Origin of the sequence: Pseudophaeobacter sp. A-200-2 (assembly GCF_041008815.1) — a bacterium.
Lineage (GTDB): Bacteria > Pseudomonadota > Alphaproteobacteria > Rhodobacterales > Rhodobacteraceae > Phycobacter > Phycobacter gallaeciensis_A.
Genome location: NZ_JAXGFU010000001.1, coordinates 75,322 through 96,379, shown reverse-complemented (window position 1 = coordinate 96,379; position 21,058 = coordinate 75,322). Strand labels below are relative to the sequence as shown.

The window sequence follows — 21,058 nt, the reverse complement described above, 5'->3', positions numbered from 1 at the left end:
CAGCCCTGTCCACTGCCCGCCGAAACGAAAAAGGGCGCAACCCGCGTTGCGCCCCATTTCATATTGGATCGGATCACATCCGGGCGGCCTCAGGCCTCCAGAATGTCATCGTCCCCGCCGCCGTCGGGGCGGTCAAAGTCGAGCCCATGCGCCGCGCGGATCTTGTCTTCGATATCATAGGCGATTTCCGCATGTTCCCGCAGGAACTGTTTCGCGTTTTCACGGCCCTGCCCGATCCGTTCGTCTCCGTAAGAGAACCATGCGCCGGATTTGTTGACCACACCGGCGGCCACACCCAGATCGAGCAATTCACCCATCTTGGAGATGCCTTCGCCATACATGATGTCGAATTCCACCTGTTTGAAAGGCGGCGCCACCTTGTTCTTGACGACCTTGACGCGGGTTGCGTTGCCGACAACCTCATCCCGATCCTTGATCGAGCCGATGCGGCGGATATCAAGGCGGACCGAAGAGTAGAATTTCAGCGCGTTACCGCCAGTTGTCGTTTCGGGCGACCCGAACATCACGCCAATCTTCATGCGGATCTGGTTGATGAAGATCACCATGCATTTGGAACGGCTGATGGACCCGGTCAGCTTGCGCATGGCCTGGCTCATCAGACGGGCCTGCACGCCAACACTGGAATCACCCATGTCGCCTTCAAGTTCGGATTTGGGTGTCAGTGCCGCCACCGAATCCACGATCACCATGTTGACTGCACCAGACCGCACCAGCGTATCAGTGATCTCCAGCGCCTGTTCGCCGGTATCGGGTTGCGAAATCAGCAGCTCGTCCAGATCGACGCCCAGCTTGGCCGCGTATTGCGGATCCAGCGCGTGTTCCGCATCGACAAAGGCGCAGACGCCGCCCTTTTTCTGCTGTTCGGCCACGCAATGCAGCGTCAGTGTCGTTTTACCGGAGCTTTCCGGGCCGTAAATCTCAACAATTCGGCCCATCGGCAGGCCGCCGATCCCCAGCGCGATATCCAGCCCCAGAGACCCGGTCGAACTGGCTTCGATCTCCTGGATCGCCTTGCCGTCGCCCAGCTTCATGATCGAGCCCTTGCCGAACTGCCGCTCAATCTGGGCAAGCGCGCTGTCCAGCGCCTTTTGCTTGTCTCCGCTCTCTTTGTTTTTCATGGTCAACAGATCCGCCATAATCCCTAATCCCCTTCTATGTGTCATACCCGTGGGGTTGCGGCAATCACTTGCTTTGTTCGCCTCTTGTTCCTTATGAGATCAAAACGGGAACATTGCAAGTAAAACTTCCGAGAAGGCGTAGAGGACCGGCACAGGAACCGCTGTGTCTAACGCTGAGGCTGTCCCTGGCCAGACGAAGTTGGCAAAGGGAAGCGCCCGCCACGCGCACCAGAACCGCCCCCCCCTCAGGCATGGACAAATGATCGAATGCAGTCTTTTAGACGATGCGGACAGACTGGAGGGAGCTTCTGAATAATTCTGACTTCAGGCAAGGGGGGCAAACTGAGACCCCTTCCCCTGGGATCAAAACCCAAACAAGTTCGCATTGGCTATGGCTTTCTCAACGAACACCGCACGGTCGGTTTCCGGTTTCCAGCCGAGTACCTGTTTTGGCTTTTCATTGCTGAATGGCGAATAATGTGCTCGGCTTTTCCAATCTGCGAGGCTGGGTCGGATTACGCCGGACCGGCGCAGGGCATATTTCTTGAGCGCATATTTGACCGCATCCGACGCGTAGAAAGCATACAGGTTGCCGGAGTTCACGCGGATTCTGGCGCCGAGTGCGGTCTCGATGGCGGCAAAATAGTCACGCGCGGAAAGCATCGGCTCACCGATGAGATTGAAACTTTGCCCTTCGACCGGGGCATCCATCATCCGGACAAGTCCATCTGCAATATCTTCGTTCAGGACGAAGGGCAGGATATTGCGCCCGTGCCCCCAAATGCGAACCGCCCCGGCACCGTGCCACCGACCGATCCCCCAGTGTTGCAGCGGTCCGCCGGGCCCGACGACGATTCCGGGACGGGCAATTGTAACAGGCAGCCCGCGCTCGCGGTGGAGCTTCATCAGCTGCTTTTCGCATTCTGCCTTGGACCGCGCATAGAGATTGCGGTCGGTCAGATCCTCTGCAAATCCCGTCTCTTCGGTGATGGTCAGTGCAGGGTTCGACATGTCATAGCTTGCGATGGTGCCAGTGTAGATCAACCGTTTTACACCTGCCATTTGGCAGGCTTCGGCGATGCGTGTCGCAACCCCCACGTCGTTGATCAGGCAATCCTCCCATGTGGTTTCGAGCGCCTTTGCTAAATTGAACACCACCTCGATCCCCTGCATTGCTGCAGTCAATGCCTCCAGATCTTGTAGCGAGGCACTCACGGTTTCCACCTGGTCGGGAAGATCAGGAAACGGGCCAGAGCGGCTGCGTGACAGGACCCGCACATCGCGGCCGTCGGCGACAAGGCGCCGTGTCAGTGCCCGGCCGATGAAACCGGTTCCGCCGATCACCATGACGCTTGGCTTTGGTTTTCTGGTTTGAACGGCAGGTGCGGCGGCACGCAAAACCTTTTCGGGCAATAGAGCGATAGCATCGTCGATCGCCTGCATGACCTCAACCGCGGTTTCGCCAGCATAAGGCTTTGCATGCGCCGCGCCGGGACCCGCTGCATAAAGGGCCGCATTCATGCCACGAAAGCTGCGCCCGTATGGGTTTTTGGTGTTGAGTGACGCAGTCTGAACCGCCGCGTTCCCTATCCCCTGCCACAGGTGCTGGCGGGACAGGTCCAGCTGTCTACGCAGCGGATTGGCCACCAAGTCTGATGTGTTTTCCCGCTCAACAACAAGCACGTCCTGCGCATAGTCCAGCCGCGCCCGCGCGCTGGATCCGCGTAGCGTCACGCTTCGGTTGTCGGTGGTTTCGACCATGGCAAGGGTAAAGGTGATCTGCACCGCGCCAGCCCGCGCAAGGATCCGGAATCCCTGCGGGCGCATATCCCCTCCAGGCAGTGCGACGGGCCATTCCGCCTGGGCATGGAGCACCTCGACAGGACCAAAAAGATCATGCGCAAAGGCAAAAATATGCGGCCCTAGTTCAAGCAGGAGGTTCTTTGGCTCGCGCAAAAGCCAAAGATTATAGGGGCCAGAGCGGAGCGGTGCGAGCGGCAACGCCCAGCTGATGTCACAGCCAGACACCCGTCCGTAGGCCCCAGCGCGCATGTCCTTTTTCATCTTTTGATAGGAGGGAAGACCCAGAAAGTTGTGCCCGGCGCAAAACCGCTTGCCTGCTTTGGTGGCTGCCTCCTCGATCTCGCGGGTCTCGGCCGCTGATTCAGCAACCGGTTTTTCAACCAACACATCGAGCCCGCCTTCAAGGCACTTGATGGCCAGCGCCCGGTGCAGATGCGGCGGGGTCAGGATATGCACGGCGTCGCAGCTACCAGAAGCGATCAGATCATCGACAGAGGTAAAGACCTGCGCACCATATCGTCCTGCGAACCCTTTGGCCGCGGTTTCATTGACATCGCAGACCGCCCCGATCCGCACATTCGGCGTCGCCTTGAGGGCGTCCGCATGCCAGGTGGCAATATATCCGGCGCCAATCAGGCCTATGCGGGTTTCGCTCGCCATGGAATGTTCCTTTACTTGTACTCGATGATGCGCATGTCGCGCCCGGTTAGGCGGCGCAGGTGAAATTGCACCATGCCGATCAGGTTCGGAAATTTTGATAGGGTCAGCAGAAAGCCAAGGTATCTTGCCTTGGTGAGCGGAATGCCATCCCGGCGCAATCCCGCCGTTGAGCGTGCCCAATTGAGCGCATAGACCCCCAGAATGGGCAGGCTGAACGGCCACCACGCCGCAGCCGCAGTGATTGCGAAGAGCGGTAGCGCAAGGGCGTAAACATAGGCGCGCCTGCATTCTGTGGTGAAATAGTCAGGATGAAGATGATGCACCTGCGCAAAGCCGTGGCCGGTGCGCACCGCTCGCGTCCACCACTGACCAAACCGCAGCATGTCCGCATCATGACGTGTCATGCCACTGGGTATGCGCCAGAGAGTATGGCCGGATTTGCGAAAACGGCAGCAGATCTCGTCGTCTTCGGCAGCGATCACCTGCGGGTTCATACCGCCCACGGCCTGCCATAGCGCAGCACGAACCATCATATCGCCGCCGCAGGCCATGATTTCGCCCGGCGGACGATGCCATTCCCAATCACAGAGAAGGTTATAGGGGCTGGCCTCCGGATGGATCTCGGAGCGCCAGCCGGTTACCATGCCGACCTCTGGATGATCGTTCAGATAATCGCGCGCGACCTCTACGAATCCGGATGCCAGAACACAGTCGCCATCGATGAACAGGACAAGCTCGGGATCCTCTAGCGCGTCAAACCCCGCGTTTCGCGCACGCGCCGCGGTGAACGGGATCGACATATCCAGCTCCACCACTTTGGCGTTGCGCTTGCGGGCCTCGTGAAGGCTGTCATCGTCTGAGCCGCTGTCCACATAGACAATGTGCCGAGCCTGCCCCTGGACCGAGTCGAGACATGCAATCAGACGCGCGCCCTCGTTGCGCCCAATGAGAACGATATCGACCGGCGTCATGGACGCTTCTCCAGAACGGGGCTGCCGCCTGCATAGCTGGCAAACAGGCGGGATAGGCGGGCGGCTTCGGTATGAATGTTGAAATCGTCGGACACCTTTGCACGGCCCGCCAGCCCCATGTCCTGCCGGGCCTTGCTGTCCGCCAACATATGGTCCAGGGCCGCGCGCAGTTCTTGCGGATCGCCGGGCGGTACCAGCAGCCCGCTGGTGGCGTGATCCACCAGTTCCGGTATTCCTGCAATCCTTGTTGCAACAACCGGCACCGCCGAGGCCATTGCCTCCATCAAAACCACGGGCACTCCTTCGGCAAAGCTGGGCAGGATAAAAACGTCGGTGTTCGAGAGCGCTTCTGCGACTTCGGATTGCGAGCGGTAGCCAAGAAAATCGACATTTAGCCCCTGTGCCTGCGCCTCAAGCGCGGCGCGATCCGGACCGTCTCCGATCACCGTCAGTTTCCAGTCGCCAGAGAGGTCCCGCAACGCATCAAGCAGAATTGGCAGTCCCTTGACCGCGGCGAGCCGCCCGACGAAGAGCAGGTTTGCCCCCTTGTGAGGCGCAGAAGTGTAGCGGCCCGGGTCAATGCCGCAATGGATGATATGAAAGCGCGCCCAATGGGATTGATCGGCAAAACACATCAGCTGTGATCGGCAGAATTCGCTGATGCAGGCAACAAACCGCGCCCGCGCCGCCTTTTCACCGATCCGCCAATGGTTCGGATTGAAAAAGATGTCCGGCCCGTGGATCGTGAAACTGTAGGGGATGCCCGATAGTTCCGAGGCCAGCATTGCCACAGTGCAAGCGGCAGTGGCGATGTGATTGTGCAGGTGATCAACCTCCTGTTGGCGCAGCTCATCCGCCAAGACGCCCGCCTCAATGAAGTAGATCAGGTTATAGAGGCGGCCCTTTACCCCTCGGGGCGCCGTTTTCCAGGCCAGTCGCAAGGCAGCGAGATAACGGCCGGGATTTCGCATCCAGCGCAGATGCGCGCGCAGCAGGCGCAGGGGCTTTTTACAGGCGCCAAGTACCTTGAAGGTCAAGGCATGCTCCTGGCGCTGCTCTGGACCCACTAGGTGCTCGGCCCCCGTGGTGCGGATCGAGCAGGTCAGGACATCATGACCCAGCGCCCGCAACGCCGCGACTTCACGCTGGATAAAGGTATCCGAAGCGCGCGGGTATTCTCCGGTCAGATAGGCAAGCTTCGGCAATGTCATGGCTCACCTGCGATGCTCTGTGCCATCATCTCTTCGAATGGGGCGTGATCCTTGCCACCCAATGTGGCCCGCAAGGCCGCGTTGGGATAGCGCAGCGGCATCAGCCGTGCGCGAATAATCGGTTCCTGAAACAACCCCGGCAGCCCCGCTGATATCGGCCGCAACAGGCGCGCCAGCTTCAGCCAAACGTCATAGGTGATGGGAAGGACGAACTTGGGCCAGCCAGTCAGAGTTTTGTGCACCGACACAAACCGCCTCCGGTCAGGTAGATCATCGTCCACCACATTGATCGACACCGTTCCCTTTGGTTCCTTTTGCGCTGCCCGGATCAGGGTGTCGCCAAGGTGATCAACATGAACCAAAGGCAAGGCGCCGTCCTTGCCGATCTGCACGAAAACCTTGGATGCCCAGAACCCCAGCAGAGCGTTCCACGTTCGTCCGGCCCCCCAAACCGCACCGGGCCGGATCAGCCAGGCATCGGGCATAGCCTCTTGGACCAGCGCTTCCTGTGTGTGCTTTGCCTTAGAATAGGCATCGCGGGATTTCTGGGCGGTTGCGAGAGCGCAGGTTTCGTCCAGAGCGTCACCGGGGGCAAGCGCCGCCGTATCGTAGACCGCAATGGAGGAGATGAGCACGAACGTGCCGCGCCAGTTTTCCAACGCAGAAAGCAGCGCTTGCGTCCCCCCCAGGGTCACACGGTCGTGCGCCGCCGCATCATCACCCAGATGCGCTGCAGCATGGATGATTGCACCGACTTCGCTGACAAGTGGGCTCAGCCGTTCGGTGGCGTCTGCTGCGGTTAGATCCAGCTTTACTGCAGTGATGCCGAGATCATCCTCCCACGCGGCGTGCGGCAGGCCGCGGTATAGCGCGATCACCTCGATCCCCTGATCGCGGGCCGCGCGCAGGGCAGCGGAGCCGACAAAGCCGCTCGCGCCGGTGATCAGGATACGGTTCACTGCGCCCATGGCATCGGCTCCATCGCATCGCAGCGGGTTGTCATGGTCTGGGCTCCGCTGAACTCGCCTGCGTTCTGGATGGCCAGCGTGACTTCGGTCAGGTGCAAGGCAAAATCACCGGACAGCCGCCCCGGGCGTCCTTCGGCAAGCGCGGATAGCATTTCGTCGGGGCCAAGCATGAAATTCATCGCCGCAGCCCCCCATTTCCTAACCTTGGGATGGGTTGGCTGCTTGAGCCGGATCCGTTTCTTCAACGGCGATTCCATCAGGCGCCGCCTTAGTTTGATACGCCGTGCGAACCGGATTTTCGCATCATTGTCCCAGGCTTCATCGCAGCTCAGCACGCCTGCGTCGCCGACGATCTGGATCTGGTGGTTGTGCGGCGCAACAAAGGAACAGGTCAGTCGCGTGACAGGGCCGTTCTCGAAAAACAGGGTCGCCACCGACAGATCCGGCGCATGCGGTCCGTGCCCCTCCTTGCCCGGAACAGCCTCGGCGCTGGCGGCAACTACCGTGCGGACCGCTCCGAACCAGCTGATCAGCCAGGCCAGGTAATAACCTGCGTGTTCGAGCGTGCAGCCAACCCGGAATTCATCCTCATAGGGCCAAGGCGCGCCGCTCTCCGTCTGCCATTTGTGGTATTCGGCCTGGGTGATGAAACCGTCATCCAGCTCGGCATAGATAGCGCGCGGAGTGCCTGCGGTGTTGTTGCGGAGAGCCTGACCAAGAGTTTGCGCCGCTTCCCCCAGGACCGAGCAAGGGGCCGAAGCGATCTGCAAGCCGCGGTTAATGGCAAGATCAACCAGTTCTTTGGCCTCAGGAAAGGTCGTCGCCAGGGGCTTTTCGGAATATACCGGGTGGCCCGCACCCAGACAGGCGCGGCTGGTTTCAAAGTGGGATCCTGGATTTGTCAGGTTGAGAACGAGCGCGCCCGGCGCGCTTTGCAACAATGCTTCAAACGTTGGTGCAAGCGGCAGGTTCCAGTAGCTGCAGAAGTGTTTGAGCCGTTGTTTGTCGGTATCAAACACGCCCGCGATCTCGATCCCCGGCATAACCGCCAAAGACCGCATATAAAGGTCGGCCACAAAGCCGCAGCCAAGTACCAGAAGCCGCTGTTTCACGCCCCTGCCCCCGATAAGAAAAACCCGCAAGAACGGGACACACCTGCCAAACTTTCAAGGAGCACTAATAAGACCTGCCTTTTCCCACGACATCTGCCTATTTTACAAAAATGGCCAGAATTCGGCGAGATTTCGAATTCTGAATGATGGGCAAAAATGCCGCGTTTCCGCAACGTTCGATGTCGCTTTGCCGTATGTCAGGGTGGAGATTTTACCTTCTCGCCTGCTTTCCAGACCGAAAATCAGGTGCTTTGCAGCACTGCCTCAATAGCGAAGGCCTCCACGAGGTATTAAGCTGACCACGCGAAATGCACTGCACTCTACCGCATCAAAGCCCTCGCGGCGCTTTTGTTTTCCTTTGAATGGAAGAATTGTGACACGTGCAATCTGATAGTATGTCTTAGATTGATTTCCTTTCGGAGCCCCGTGCAATGCTTGTATTTTATGACGAACGGCTGGTTCTTCTTTCGGTTCCGAAAACCGGCACCACGGCCTATCAGGCTGCGCTGCGGGATCGTGCTGATTTCGTGGTCTCCGATCCGCCGCAGCTGAAACATGCCCCTGTGTTCCGCTATAACCGCTGGTTCCGGCCGATGTTCGAACGGGTCTGCGGTGTAGAGCTGGAGCTGGCCGCCGTGATGCGTGAGCCAATCAGCTGGCTGGGCAGCTGGTACCGGTTTCGTCAACGGCCGTTTCTGGATGGGTCCCCGAATTCGACCAAAGGGATCAGTTTCGACGATTTCGTACGAGCCTATTGCAAAGGCGATGTGCCGAAATTTGCCGATGTGGGAAGTCAGGCTAAGTTCCTGGAGACACAGCGTAATGGCTGCGCAGTGACGCATCTGTTCCGATATGAAGACCAACCCGCGCTCACAGCCTTTCTGGAGGAACGGCTTGATATGAAGATCGCAACCGACCGCCAGAACGTCAGCCCCGCCATGGAGCTGACACTGGATCCCAAGGTCGAAGCCATCCTGCGGCGTAAGCGTGCGGCGGATTTCGAACTCTACGACAGCATCGGCGACTAACGCCGACGCCTTTCGTCAGAAAAATACTGACCGCCGAAAGCAGGCAGCGCCTGCGCAGCGTCAGTGAAGTTGGGCGTGTACCGTTTCGGTCAGCTGGCTCAGCGAGAAGGGTTTGGGCAGGAACACCGAGTTCGGCACATCCGGGTCCGTTTCGCCAAAGGCGCCTTCTGCATAGCCGGAAACGAAGACAACACGGGTATCGGGGCGTTCTTTCAGTGCCTCCCGTACCCAGCTGGGGCCATCCATGCCCGGCATCACAACGTCCGTGACAAAGACATCGACGCTCAGTCCCGGATCCTCCAGCGTGCGCAGCGCGTCTTCGGCGGATTCTGCCTCCAGCACCGTATAGCCGCGCATCCGCAGCGCGCGCGATGCAAAGGCGCGCACCGGCGCCTCATCCTCGACCAGCAACACTACACCCTCGCCATGCTGCGGCGCGGCGGTTTCCTCGACGGGTGCCTCGACTGGGGCATGCTCTACGGCGTCTTGCTTGTGCACCGGGAAAAACAGGGTGAAGCGGGTGCCATGATCCTTGACCGAGTCGATGAAGATATAGCCACCGGTCTGTTTGATAATGCCATAGGCGGTCGACAGGCCCAGACCGGTGCCCTCACCCGTGCGTTTGGTGGTGTAGAAGGGCTCGAACACCTTCTGCATCTTGTCCGGATCGATCCCGACACCTTCGTCTGACACCCGAATGGTGACCCAATCGCCCGCAGGCACCTTGGCCCGGTCGCGTTCCAGCGGTGCCGTCAGGGTAACCGCTTCGGTCTCGACGCGGATTTCACCGCCATTGGGCATCGCATCGCGGGCGTTCACCACAAGGTTCATCAGCACCTGTTCCAGCTGGCGTTTGTCCGCCCGGATCGAGCGCATCACCGGATCATGGCTGAGCGTCAGAGTCACCTTTTCCCCGACCAGACGATTCAGCAGATGCGTCAGGTCCGACAGCGTGTCGCGCACGTCCAGGATTTCGGGCTGCAGGGTCTGCTTGCGCGAAAACGCCAGAAGCTGGCTGACAAGGGAGGCCGCCCGGTTGGCGTTTTCATGAATCTGGATCAGATCACCATAGTCCTGATCGCCCTGATCGTGGCGCAGCAGCAGCAGGTCACAATGGCCAGAAATGGCGGTCAGCAGGTTATTAAAGTCATGCGCAACGCCGCCGGCAAGCTGGCCGATGGCCTGCATTTTCTGACTTTGCACGAATTGCGCCTCAAGCGTCTTCAGTTCGGTCGCATCGTTCAGCACCGCGATCAACACCGGCGCGCCCTCTTCGAAGGTGCGCGTCAGGGTCACCTGTACGAAAACCTCGCGGTCACGGCGCGATAGGCGCAGGAATTCGGACTTGTTAGAGGCCAGCCCTGCGGCCGTATCGCGCAGCCAATCGGACATCGGGCGCCCCAGTCCCTCCATCAGCTGACCGAGTTTCAGATCGTCGCGCGGCTCCACCGCCAGCAGACGCTGGGCCATCTTGTTGAGAGACAGGATATCGCCGCTGGGCGCCACTTTCAGGAAGGGCACGGGCAGGCTTTCGAACCCAGAGCTGGAAGCGCTGAGCCCGGAGGTATCCACCTCCATCAGGTAAAGCTCGCTGCGGCCCTGGGTGCGGTTCAGCTCGGTCACCAAGACGTCCACCGGCCCGGATTGGGTCATGATGGTATTGAGCTGACCGGGATTGACCGGCAACGCCGTAAACAGGCGCTCGGTGGATTTGACCCGTTCGCCGATCAGTTTGCGGGCGGCCTCGTTCATGAACAAAACCGCGCCGGACCGGCCCACGGTGATCATCGGGATCGGCACCGCCTCGGCACCGCGCCCGCTGCCGCCGCTGCGTTCGGCAATATCCTCAACCCGCCACAAAAAGCTGCCGCCCTGCATCTGGTGCACCGCGAGACGGACATGACCGCGCCGGGTGACGATATCCTCACGCGCAGCACCGCTTTTTGCCGCCTGGCTTTGCAGGCGGAACAGTACTGCCGTCGGATTGGCCAGAACCGAGCGCAATGTGCCGGCAAGGGTTTCCTGTTTGCCTTCGGAAAACCGCTTCACGGCGGCCTCGTTGCAGGCGTGAATGCTGCCGTCCACATCGGTAACGAAGGTGGGCGTGGCGTCCTTTTCGATGAAACCGGTCAGAAGATCCGTCGCCATCGCCCGGGCATTCAGTCGCACCCTGGATTGCAGAACCATCAGAAGCGCCACCGCCACCAGAGTCAGCGAAACGGCGAGCATTCCGCGCGCGACCCGGTCAGGCCACTCAAGCGCCCAAGGCGCCACCAGCATTGCGCCTGCCAGCAGCAGAACGATCAAAAGGCGTTTATTCTCTGGGGTATTCACCCGCAATGAAGGAACGGAGGAAGTGGGGCGACCTGTCATTACGGCTCCGAAAAAAGACAAGATGCCGCCAATACGCCGCCATCAAGGTTAAGGCCACGTTAATGGTGCAGCGGCTTTTGTTGACAGATACTTATCAATCAGCCTTCGACCGCGTCAACATCGCTGCGAAGAAGCCATCAGTGCCATCCTGCACCCCCCAGGCTTTTTCGCCGATCAGTTGCCATTCCGGGCTGCGGGACAGGAAGGCACGGATCTGATCGTCGTTCTCCGTCTCCAGCATGGAGCAGGTGGCATACGCCAGCACACCGTCTGGCGCTGTAAGTTCGGCCGCCTCATCCAGAATTTTGGCCTGAATGGCCCGGATCTCGTCCAGCCGCTCCGGCGTCAGGCGCCATTTGCCTTCGGGTGCGCGCCGCCAGGAGCCGGAGCCGGAACAGGGCGCATCGCAAAGCACCAGATCAAAGGGCGCAGCAGAGCGGACCGCCTCGGTCGGCTGGCAGCTGATCTGAACCCCGGCGCGCGATGCCCGCTCCGGCAGATCCTTCATCCGGCGGGGATCGATGTCATGGGCTGTCAGGCGGATTTGGGCACGCGCCGCCATGGCGAGGCACTTGCCACCGCCTCCGGCGCAGTAGTCCAGCACGGACAGGCCATCACGCAGCGGCAGCATATCCACCACCGCTTGGCTCGCGGCATCCTGCAGCTCAACCAAACCATTGTTATAGGCCGCCCCGTTACGCAGTTTGCGGGCGCCTTCGGTGACCTCCAGCGCGGTGGGTGAAGCAGCATGGGGCTCGGTTGAGATCCCCTCCTCCTCCAGCGCGGCGCGGGCCTCCGCGACGCTGCCCTTGCGAAGATTCACCCGCAGATGCACCGGCGCGCGCTGGCGGAGCGCCTGCGCTGCGGCCTCGGCATTATCCCCAAGGCTGCTGGAAAAAGAGGACCAGAGCCAGTCCGGAATATCGAGTTCCTCTGCAGAGCTTGCGAACTCCGCTGCTGGTGCCTGTTCTTCTGCATTCAGCGGCGGGGGCGCGTAGCCTTCACCTGTGAACATATCGGCCGGATCGACGCCCGCCTCGCGCAGACCGCCAAGGATCAGGCCCCGGCCCGTCAGGCTGCCACCCAGAACCGCATGGGAGCGAAAGCGGCGCAGCGCCGTGAAGACGTGATCGCGCACTGCCGCGCGATCCTTGGAGCCCGCAAAGCGACTGCGCCGGGCCCAGCCGGTCAAAGCCTTCTCCGCCGCCTCGCCTGCGATCACCTGATCCAGGACCTCGATCGCCGCCTGCAGGCGGGCCGCCGGGGTCACGCCCCGGCCCCGATCTTCGCTGACGCTGTCACAGTACTGCGCATCAAGATCATCCGATCCGGTAGTTCGGGCTTTCGCGTGTGATCTGAACGTCGTGCACGTGGCTTTCCTTGAGGCCGGCGCCAGTGATCTTCACGAAATTGCAGTTACGGCGCATCTCTTCGACGGTCGCACAGCCGGTATAGCCCATGGCCGCGCGAAGACCGCCGACCAACTGGTGAATGACCGCGCCTGCGGAACCTTTGTAGGGCACCTGACCTTCGATCCCTTCGGGCACCAGCTTGTCGCTGGCCGCGTCCTTCTGGAAATACCGGTCGGCCGAGCCGCGCGCCATGGCGCCAAGGCTACCCATGCCGCGATAGCTCTTGAACGAGCGGCCCTGATACAGGATCACCTCGCCCGGGCTTTCATCGGTGCCGGCGATCATCGAGCCAACCATGGCGCAGGAGGCGCCGGCGGCAATCGCCTTGGCAAAATCGCCGGAGAACTTAATGCCGCCATCGGCGATCACCGGAGTGTCGCCTGCCGCGCTGGCACAATCCATCACAGCGGTCAGCTGCGGCACGCCAACACCGGCCACCATGCGGGTCGTGCAGATCGAGCCCGGGCCGATCCCGACCTTGATGGCATCCGCGCCCGCATCAATCAGCGCGCGGGTCGCTTCGGCGGTGGCGACGTTACCAGCAATCACCTGCACTTCGTTCGAAAGCGCCTTGATCCGTTTGACAGCTTCGATCACGCCTGCCGAATGGCCGTGGGCGGTATCAACCACAACAATGTCGACACCGGCATCGATCAGCGCCTCGGAGCGCTCAAAGCCAGAATCGCCAACCGAGCTGGCCGCTGCGACGCGCAGACGGCCCAAATCGTCCTTGCAAGCGGTGGGGTTCAGAACCGCCTGCTCGGTGTCTTTCAGGGTCAGAAGACCGGTCAGCTTGCCCGATTTGTCGGTGATCAGCAGCTTTTCGATCCGGCGCGCCTTCATCAGCGATTTCGCCTCTTCGCGGTCGGCAGGCTCTTGCAGGATCGCCAGTTTGTCCGATGTCATCATCACCGAAACCGGCGTGTTGTCATCGCTCGCAAAGCGCATGTCGCGATTGGTCACAATGCCGACCACACGGCCATCGCTGTCAACCACCGGAAAGCCGGTCACGCGATAGCGTTCCTGCAGCGCCTTGGCATCGGCAAGGGTCTGATCCGCCGTCAGGGTGATGGGATTATAGACGATACCGCTTTCGAAACGCTTGACCCGGCGTACCTGCCGGGCCTGCTCTTCGGTATCGAGGTTCTTGTGAATGACGCCCATGCCACCGGCCTGCGCCATGGCAATCGCCATGCGGGCCTCGGTCACCGTGTCCATGGCCGAGCTGAGCAGCGGAATGTTGAGCGAAATCGAGCGTGTCACGCGGGTGCGTGTGTCCGCCGTGCTGGGCAGCACTTCGGATGCCCCCGGAACCAGAAGAACATCATCAAATGTGAGAGCCTCACGAATCTGCATTTGTCATCCCCATGCAAAACCCCGTTTGGCGGTGACCCTATGGCACAGAAGCCCGGGAGGGAAAAGAGGCCACGACAAGAAATAGATCAAATCCCGTTGCAAGGGCCTCCGGGTCAGGCAAACGGGGCGTACGGCAGGCTCAAGACGCATCTCAGATGCTCATTTTTGAAAAATGCCGGAACCAGGCCCAAAAATGACGCGGGCCGCCTTTCCCTTGGGCAAAAAGAACTTATGCTCCGCCACAGAATTCTAGTGAAAAGGCACAGGCATGGCTGACGATCCTCTCGTTGTGTTTACCCCCTCCGGCAAACGCGGCCGGTTCCCCGCCGGAACCCCGGTTCTGACAGCTGCGCGGCAGCTTGGGGTCGATCTGGATTCCGTCTGCGGTGGCCGGGGCATCTGCTCGAAATGTCAGATCACCCCCTCCTATGGCGAATTCTCGAAACTCGGCGTCTCCGTGCAGGACGACGCGCTGAGCCCATGGAACAAGGTTGAACAGCGCTACAAGGACAAGCGTGGCCTGATCGATGGCCGTCGCCTTGGCTGCCAGGCCCTGATCGAAGGCGACGTGGTGATTGACGTTCCTCCCGAAAGCCAGGTCCACCGGCAGGTGGTCCGCAAACGGGCCGAGGCGCGCGACATCGTGATGAACCCGTCGACCCGCCTGTTCTACGTCGAGGTCGAAGAGCCCGACATGCATAAACCCTCGGGCGATCTGGAGCGGCTGGCCGAGGCCCTGCGGGTCCAGTGGGAGATCGAGAACGTCCAGTGCGATCTGCAAATCCTGCAAACCATGCAGCCCGTCCTGCGCAAGGGCGGCTGGAAGGTCACCGTCGCGGTGCATCTGGGCGACAGCAACACACCGCCGCGCATCATGCATATCTGGCCTGGCCTCTACGAAGGCTCGCTTTATGGGCTGGCGGTTGACCTGGGCTCCACCACCATCGCGGCCCATCTGTGCGATCTGAAAACCGGCGAGGTCGTCGCCTCCTCCGGCATCATGAACCCGCAGATCCGCTTTGGTGAGGATCTGATGAGCCGGGTCAGCTATGCAATGATGAACAAGGGCGGCGATCAGGAGATGACCCGCGCGGTCCGCGACGGCATGGCGCAGCTGTTCACCCAGATTTCGGCAGAGGCCGGGATTGATCAGACGCTGATCGTCGATGCGGTCTTTGTCTGCAACCCGGTGATGCACCACCTGTTCCTTGGCATCGATCCGTTCGAACTGGGTCAGGCGCCCTTTGCCCTGGCGACCTCGAACGCCTTGTCCCTGCGGGCCAGCGAGCTGGATCTCAACATCCACCCCGCAGCGCGTGTCTACCTGCTACCCTGCATCGCCGGCCACGTGGGCGCCGATGCTGCCGCCGTGGCCCTGTCCGAAGCACCGGATAAATCAAAGGATCTGGTGCTGGTGGTCGATGTGGGCACCAATGCGGAGATCCTGCTGGGCAACACGGAAAAGGTCCTCGCCTGCTCGTCCCCCACAGGTCCAGCCTTCGAGGGCGCGCAGATCTCAAGCGGTCAGCGCGCCGCCCCCGGCGCCATCGAGCGTGTCGAGATCAATCCCGAAACCAAGGAACCCCGGTTCCGCGTCATAGGATCGGAACTCTGGTCGGATGAGGACGGGTTTGCCGGGGCGATTGCCACCACCGGCATCACCGGCATCTGTGGTTCAGGCATTATCGAAGCGATTGCCGAAATGCGCCTTGCTGGCGTTCTCGATGCTTCGGGCCTCATCGGTTCGGCAGAACAGACCGGCTCCAGCCGCTGTATTCAGGACGGGCGCACCAACGCCTATGTGCTCTGGGATGGATCTGCCGATGGCGGTCCGACGATTACTGTCACCAACCCGGACATCCGGGCGATCCAGATGGCCAAGGCGGCGCTCTACTCTGGCGCGCGGTTGCTGATGGACAAATTCGGCGTCGACACCGTGGACCGCGTGGTGCTGGCCGGCGCCTTTGGCGCCCATATCTCGGCCAAACACGCAATGGTTCTGGGCATGATCCCCGATTGCCCGCTGGAAAAGGTCACCAGCGCCGGCAACGCCGCAGGCACCGGTGCGCGCATTGCGCTTCTGAACACCGAGGCCCGCCGCGAAATCGAAGAAACCGTGCGCCAGATCGAAAAGGTGGAAACCGCAGTCGAGCCCCGGTTCCAGGAGCATTTCGTCAATGCCTCGGCCATTCCGAACTCGGTCGAGCCCTTCCCGATCCTGGAAACGGTGGTCACCCTGCCAGAGGTCAACTTCAACACCGGCGGGGGCGATGGCGCGGCAGACGGCGGGCGCAGACGCAGGCGTCGGCGCGGCTAAGTCTCTCAGCCAAGACTGTGCCCCACTGAGGCTTGACGCCAGGCGTCCCGGTAATGGTCACCGGGACGTTTTTTTATGTCGCGCCCCTTTGCCCCAAAACCGCTAACCGGGGCCCGGTTGATGATCGGCTTGGAACACATCAGGTAGCCAAGTTGAGGCCGACCCAAAAACGCGATCGCTTTGACCAAAATTCGGAACGTGTCCCAACCGACACCACAGGCCCCGACCAGACCTCAGTCGAGTGAAGCGAGACAGGCCAGAAGTTCGGCCCTGCGAAACGGCTTGGTCAGGAATCCATTCATGCCAACCTCGAAACAGGCCCTTGTGTCGCTTTTCTGGGCATTCGCCGTCAGCGCAACGATCCGGCATTCGGCGCGGCCGGTTTCTGTCTCGTGCTGCCTGATCCTGCGCGCCGCCTCAAGCCCGCCCATGACCGGCATGGAAAGATCCATGAGGATCAGGTCGTAGTCCGCGCCCAGATAGTTTTCGACGGCGGCAGCACCGTTTTCCGCAAGACGGACCTCCGCCCCCAGTTTCTGGAGCATCTTGTCCACGACCATCTGGTTGGTCTTGTTGTCCTCGGCTACAAGGATTTTCATCCCATGCAGCCGGTCCGATGCGATACCGGTGTCGGTCCCAACATCCCGTTCCAGACCACCGTTGATCTGATTAGGGACTGCCTTCCCCGCAGTCTCTGCCCCCCGCGGATCAGCAGTATCTGGCGCAAGGTTCAACCAAAGAGAGAAACGCGCGCCCTGTCCTGGCGCCGAGTCGACGGTGATGTCGCCCCCCATCCGTTCGATCAGCGCCCGCGAGATTGCAAGGCCCAGCCCCGTGCCCTCTGCCTGCGCCTGCGGCGAGCTGGCGGCTTGCTCGTAGGCCGAAAAGATCGAACCTAGCTTACTTTCATCGATCCCGCAGCCGGTATCCGAAACCACGAATTGCAATGGCCCCCTTGCGGAAGCCGGATCATAGGAAACCGCCAGCGAGACATGACCTTCGTCGGTGAATTTGATCGCATTTCCGATCACGTTCAAAAGGATCTGACGGGTCTTGCTGGCATCCCCCACGAAAACGGATGGCACGGCATCAGGGTAATCCAAGCGAAACTCAAGCCCCTTGAACGAGGTCTTGGCCGAGAAAAGCGTAACGATTTCATCAACAAGATCGCGCAATGAAAAGGGCTCATAGTGCAGTGAAATCTTGTCCGCGATAATCTGCGAGAAATCCAGAACTTCGTTGACGATCTTCAGCAATGCATTGGTAGAACTCAGTATCGTATTGGCAAGCAGGGACTGCTCTTCGTCCAGACTGGTGTCTTGCAGCAACTCGCAGATGCCAAGGATGCCATTCATCGGCGTCCGGATCTCATGGCTCATCTCAGCCAAGAACCTTTCCTTGGCCTGGCTGGCCGCCTCCGCCTCCTGCTTTGCGATCTTGGCCAGCTCCAAAGCCGCGTCGCGTTCACGTTCCGAAGTGACATCTGCTGACGAGCCGACAAGGTGCGTCAGCTTGCCTGTCTCGTCGAAGACCGGGCTCATAGTCGTGCGGATGTATCGTTCCTTGTGGACCGCAGGGAGATTGATCTCATAGGTTACCTCTTCGGCAGCGCGCGCCACTTCGATATGCTTGGCAAGAGCCCGCTCGCCGGTGGAACCGCCAAATACTTCCATCGCAGTCTTGCCAAACCAACCCTCTGCCGGAAGTTTCGAAATAGCCCGGGCGCGCGAATTCATCGCGACATATCGGGGGATCCCATCGTCGCCGACCTCCAAAACGATCACCGCCATGCCAATCGCATCCAGCATGGAATAGAAATCGGTCACCTGAAGTCGTTTCACCCGTTGCTTCCCTTGCAGCTCAGACACGTCACCCACATGACCATGGGCAACCATTCCTCTGTTGTAATCTGTAAATGGATCACCGCTAACGAAGTCTAAAGATAACCTTTTGCCAAAGGTTTGCGCGCAATCCGACCGCACCCGCAACGTTTGGCTCAGGAAGCACACGCACAGGACACTGTCGCCCCTGCTCCGTTTGTCAAAATACGGTGCCCCCAGACCGCACACAAGAAAAGGCCGGGACAAATCCCGGCCTCCCCTCACGATACTGTTATCAAGTTCAGGCGCGGCGGCGACGGCCACCGGTGCGGCCACCGCGGCCACGGCCTTCTTCGCCAGCCTTTGCGGGCGCCTTGTTGGCGGCAATCCAGGCACCGCCGTGCGGATCATTGTTGGTCAAGAGGTTGGCAGCGCGGATCGCTTCCATCTCCTTGCCCGCGCGCGGCTTGGTCGAGCCGAGACCGAACAGGGTGACAAAGGTCTCATCGTCCATGCCTTCGGGCAGGATGATACCAGCGGCGGTTACCTGTTCCTTCTTCTCGGCAATCGCCTTTTGCGTCACCGGCAGCGCCACCGGGTTCATGATCGCAGAGGTCATGCCCGCGCCCATTGCCATCGGCAGGAAGGCGTTGTTGATGCCGTGACGGTTCGGCAGACCAAAGGAGATGTTCGAAGCACCACAGGTGGTGTTCACACCCAGTTCTTCGCGCAGGCGACGCACCAGGGTAAAGACCTGATGCCCGGCGGTCGCCATGGCGCCGATCGGCATTACCAGCGGGTCGACCACGATGTCATGCGCGGGGATACCGAAATCGGCAGCGCGTTCGACGATCTTCTTGGCCACGGCGAAACGCACGTCGGGATCTTCAGAGATCCCGGTGTCGTCGTTCGAGATCGCAACCACCGGCACGTTGTATTTCTTGACCAGCGGCAGAACCAGCTCCAGGCGCTCTTCCTCACCGGTGACCGAGTTCAGAAGCGGGCGACCCTGCGCGGCTGCCAGACCGGCCTCAAGCGCCTCGGGGACCGAGCTGTCGATGCACAGCGGCACATCGACCAGACCCTGCACCAACTCGATGATCTTGGTCATCAGCGGCGGCTCGGTCTCGTTCGGGTTGGGGTTGGAATTATAGACTACGCCCGCGTTGATATCGAGGATATTGGCCCCGGCTGCCACCTGTGCCAGTGCGTCTTTCTCAACGGTGGAGAAATCGCCCGCTTCCAGCTCTGCTGCCAGTTTCTTACGGCCTGTCGGGTTGATCCGTTCGCCGATCACGCAGAACGGCTCATCAAAGCCCAGGACAGCGGTTTTTGTTTTTGATTCTACGACAGTACGGGTCATGTCTTATCCTTGGGAGTTGACTGGCTGCGCCGAGGCGCCGCCGTTGTTGATGGCCCAGGTGGCGTTGGTCTTGATGCCGCCCAGCGGGAAGAAGTGTACATTGGTAATGTTGAAATCCGGGTTCGCGGCCTTGTGGGCTGCAAGCTCGGCAACGACGTCGGTCGGCTCATAGGGCAGCAGCAGCTTGGACACGTCCATGGCACGTTTCTGCAGCACCTTCAGGGACGGACCCACACCACATGCGATGGCGAATTTGATCAGCGTCTGCAGCTTGGCCGGACCGGCGATACCGATGTGGATCGGCAGGTCGACACCGGCTTCTTTCAGACCGTCAGCCCATTCGATGATCGGCTTTGCCTCAAAGGCGAACTGAGTCGCCAGCGCCATCTTGGCATCGGTGCGCTCCGAGAATTTCTGTTTCCAAAGAACCGCTTCCATCACATTCTTCGAGGAACCGTCCGGATCGATGTCCTTGTTGCCTTCGGGGTGGCCCGCGACGTGCAGGTTGGAGAAACCCGCCTTGTCGAACAGTCCGGTTTCCAGGAGCTGCATCGAGCTGTCGAAGGCACCGTGCGGCTGCGCCACACCACCGGCCAGAAGCAGCGCCTGCTTGACGTCAGCCTCGCCCTGATAGCGCGCGATCCAGTCCGCCAGGGTCGCCTCGTCTTTGATGATCCGCGCCGGGAAGTGCGGCATGACGGGAAAGCCTTCGGCATTCAGGCGCTTGGCGGTCTCGACCATGTCTTCGATGGGCGTGCCTTCGATATGGGCGATATAGACGCGGGTGCCTGCGGGCAGCAGGTCGCGGAAATCCTCGACCTTGGTAGCGGTGCGCGGCATCACCTCGATCGAATATCCGTCAAGGAAGGCTTCGACCTGCGGGTTGACGGGCTGCGGGCTGGTGGCCTCGCGTTTCTTGAAGTTCAACAAAGCCATCACGGCCTCCCATAGTGGTGTCAGGCTCACGCCCATCCGTCATTCGCGATCAGGGCTTTCAGACGCTCCTGATCGAACTCTCCTTCCAGACGTACCGCTTCGGCTTCGGCGATCTCTGCCGGATCGCCCTCCGCCGCAAAGGGAGCCGCCTTGCGCCATTCCGCGAGATAGGCGTCCGCATCCTTGGCGTTCACCTTCATCGCTGCGCGGTCAATGGCCTGCTCGAACCGTTCTTCGAGCTGGCGTTTGGCGCCGCGGCGGCCCTTGCCCACGATGACCTGAGCCGGGATATCGCGCCAGTATACGATGGTGACGTCAGGCATGTCGGGTCCTTTGCTTTGCGTCTGTTCTGCTGCGTTTCTAGAATGCGATCCTGAAACGCGGGTGCCGGTTTTCGACAACACTTGGGGTTTGAGCGACCTTTTGCTCTGGCTCTGAATACATTCTCCGGGCCCGCATGGCCACAGAGGGGCATCCTCATAATTCTCATCAAGCTTATGAGGTTGTCGCCAAGACCCTGCACAAGCCCCTGGCAACACAGGCTGAACGCCGAAACAAGGGCCGGAGCAGCGCCGTTAACCGGTACAAG

The 21,058-nt window shown here is 60.5% G+C and carries 15 protein-coding genes; 2 read left to right on the top strand and 13 right to left on the bottom strand.

Going from position 1 to position 21,058, the window contains the following annotated elements; genetic code table 11:
• Positions 1-89: 89 nt before the first annotated feature.
• The 6 genes from recA to SM766_RS00390 all read right to left on the bottom strand — a co-directional run bounded on the left by recA (position 90) and on the right by SM766_RS00390 (position 7,864).
• Complete coding sequence (gene recA / locus SM766_RS00415; protein ID WP_065270335.1) at positions 90-1,157, bottom strand: recombinase RecA; 1,068 nt, start codon at positions 1,155-1,157, stop codon at positions 90-92.
• A 345-nt stretch (positions 1,158-1,502) separates the two neighbouring features.
• Entirely contained in the window at positions 1,503-3,602 is a 2,100-nt protein-coding gene (locus SM766_RS00410; RefSeq protein WP_368946803.1) for an NAD-dependent epimerase/dehydratase family protein, read from the bottom strand.
• A gap of 11 nt (positions 3,603-3,613) precedes the next feature.
• A complete protein-coding gene (locus tag SM766_RS00405; protein WP_368946554.1) occupies positions 3,614-4,573 on the bottom strand; it encodes a glycosyltransferase family 2 protein in 960 nt (319 codons plus the stop codon).
• The gene (locus SM766_RS00400; RefSeq protein WP_368946553.1) at positions 4,570-5,784 is read right to left on the bottom strand and encodes a glycosyltransferase family 4 protein; all 1,215 of its coding nucleotides are present in this window, start codon (positions 5,782-5,784) and stop codon (positions 4,570-4,572) included. The genes SM766_RS00405 and SM766_RS00400 overlap by 4 nt, the downstream gene beginning before the upstream one ends.
• Positions 5,781-6,752, bottom strand: coding sequence for an NAD-dependent epimerase/dehydratase family protein (locus tag SM766_RS00395; protein WP_368946552.1), 972 nt, complete (start codon positions 6,750-6,752; stop codon positions 5,781-5,783). The genes SM766_RS00400 and SM766_RS00395 overlap by 4 nt, the downstream gene beginning before the upstream one ends.
• Entirely contained in the window at positions 6,740-7,864 is a 1,125-nt protein-coding gene (locus tag SM766_RS00390; protein ID WP_368946551.1) for a Gfo/Idh/MocA family protein, read from the bottom strand. Before SM766_RS00390 ends, SM766_RS00395 begins: the two co-directional genes overlap by 13 nt.
• A 431-nt stretch (positions 7,865-8,295) precedes the next feature.
• Between SM766_RS00390 and SM766_RS00385 the strand changes: the two genes are divergently transcribed.
• Positions 8,296-8,892 (top strand): gamma-glutamyl kinase, encoded by a 597-nt coding sequence (locus tag SM766_RS00385; protein WP_368946550.1) that lies wholly within the window; start codon positions 8,296-8,298, stop codon positions 8,890-8,892.
• A gap of 60 nt (positions 8,893-8,952) precedes the next feature.
• Here SM766_RS00385 and SM766_RS00380 read toward each other — a convergent pair whose 3' ends face one another.
• From SM766_RS00380 to guaB, 3 genes are all read right to left on the bottom strand, one after another.
• Complete coding sequence (locus SM766_RS00380; RefSeq protein WP_274829284.1) at positions 8,953-11,265, bottom strand: hybrid sensor histidine kinase/response regulator; 2,313 nt, start codon at positions 11,263-11,265, stop codon at positions 8,953-8,955.
• A gap of 94 nt (positions 11,266-11,359) precedes the next feature.
• Positions 11,360-12,535 (bottom strand): RsmB/NOP family class I SAM-dependent RNA methyltransferase, encoded by a 1,176-nt coding sequence (locus tag SM766_RS00375; RefSeq protein WP_368946549.1) that lies wholly within the window; start codon positions 12,533-12,535, stop codon positions 11,360-11,362.
• Between the two features lie 49 nt (positions 12,536-12,584).
• The gene (gene guaB, locus SM766_RS00370; protein ID WP_065270343.1) at positions 12,585-14,033 is read right to left on the bottom strand and encodes an IMP dehydrogenase; all 1,449 of its coding nucleotides are present in this window, start codon (positions 14,031-14,033) and stop codon (positions 12,585-12,587) included.
• Positions 14,034-14,301: 268 nt separating this feature from the next.
• Here guaB and SM766_RS00365 point away from each other — a divergent pair, with 268 nt between their 5' ends.
• The gene (locus SM766_RS00365) at positions 14,302-16,350 is read left to right on the top strand and encodes an ASKHA domain-containing protein (protein WP_368946548.1); all 2,049 of its coding nucleotides are present in this window, start codon (positions 14,302-14,304) and stop codon (positions 16,348-16,350) included.
• 233 nt (positions 16,351-16,583) lie between these two features.
• On the opposite strand, the gene SM766_RS00360 is transcribed toward SM766_RS00365, so the two are convergent.
• From SM766_RS00360 to SM766_RS00345, 4 genes are all read right to left on the bottom strand, one after another.
• A complete protein-coding gene (locus SM766_RS00360) occupies positions 16,584-18,191 on the bottom strand; it encodes a PAS domain-containing sensor histidine kinase (protein ID WP_368946547.1) in 1,608 nt (535 codons plus the stop codon).
• Positions 18,192-18,471: 280 nt separating this feature from the next.
• Complete coding sequence (locus tag SM766_RS00355; RefSeq protein ID WP_065270345.1) at positions 18,472-19,533, bottom strand: methyltetrahydrofolate cobalamin methyltransferase; 1,062 nt, start codon at positions 19,531-19,533, stop codon at positions 18,472-18,474.
• 3 nt (positions 19,534-19,536) lie between these two features.
• The gene (locus tag SM766_RS00350; protein WP_065273465.1) at positions 19,537-20,469 is read right to left on the bottom strand and encodes a methylenetetrahydrofolate reductase; all 933 of its coding nucleotides are present in this window, start codon (positions 20,467-20,469) and stop codon (positions 19,537-19,539) included.
• A 26-nt stretch (positions 20,470-20,495) separates the two neighbouring features.
• Positions 20,496-20,792 (bottom strand): virulence factor, encoded by a 297-nt coding sequence (locus tag SM766_RS00345; protein WP_274829279.1) that lies wholly within the window; start codon positions 20,790-20,792, stop codon positions 20,496-20,498.
• Positions 20,793-21,058: the final 266 nt, after the last annotated feature.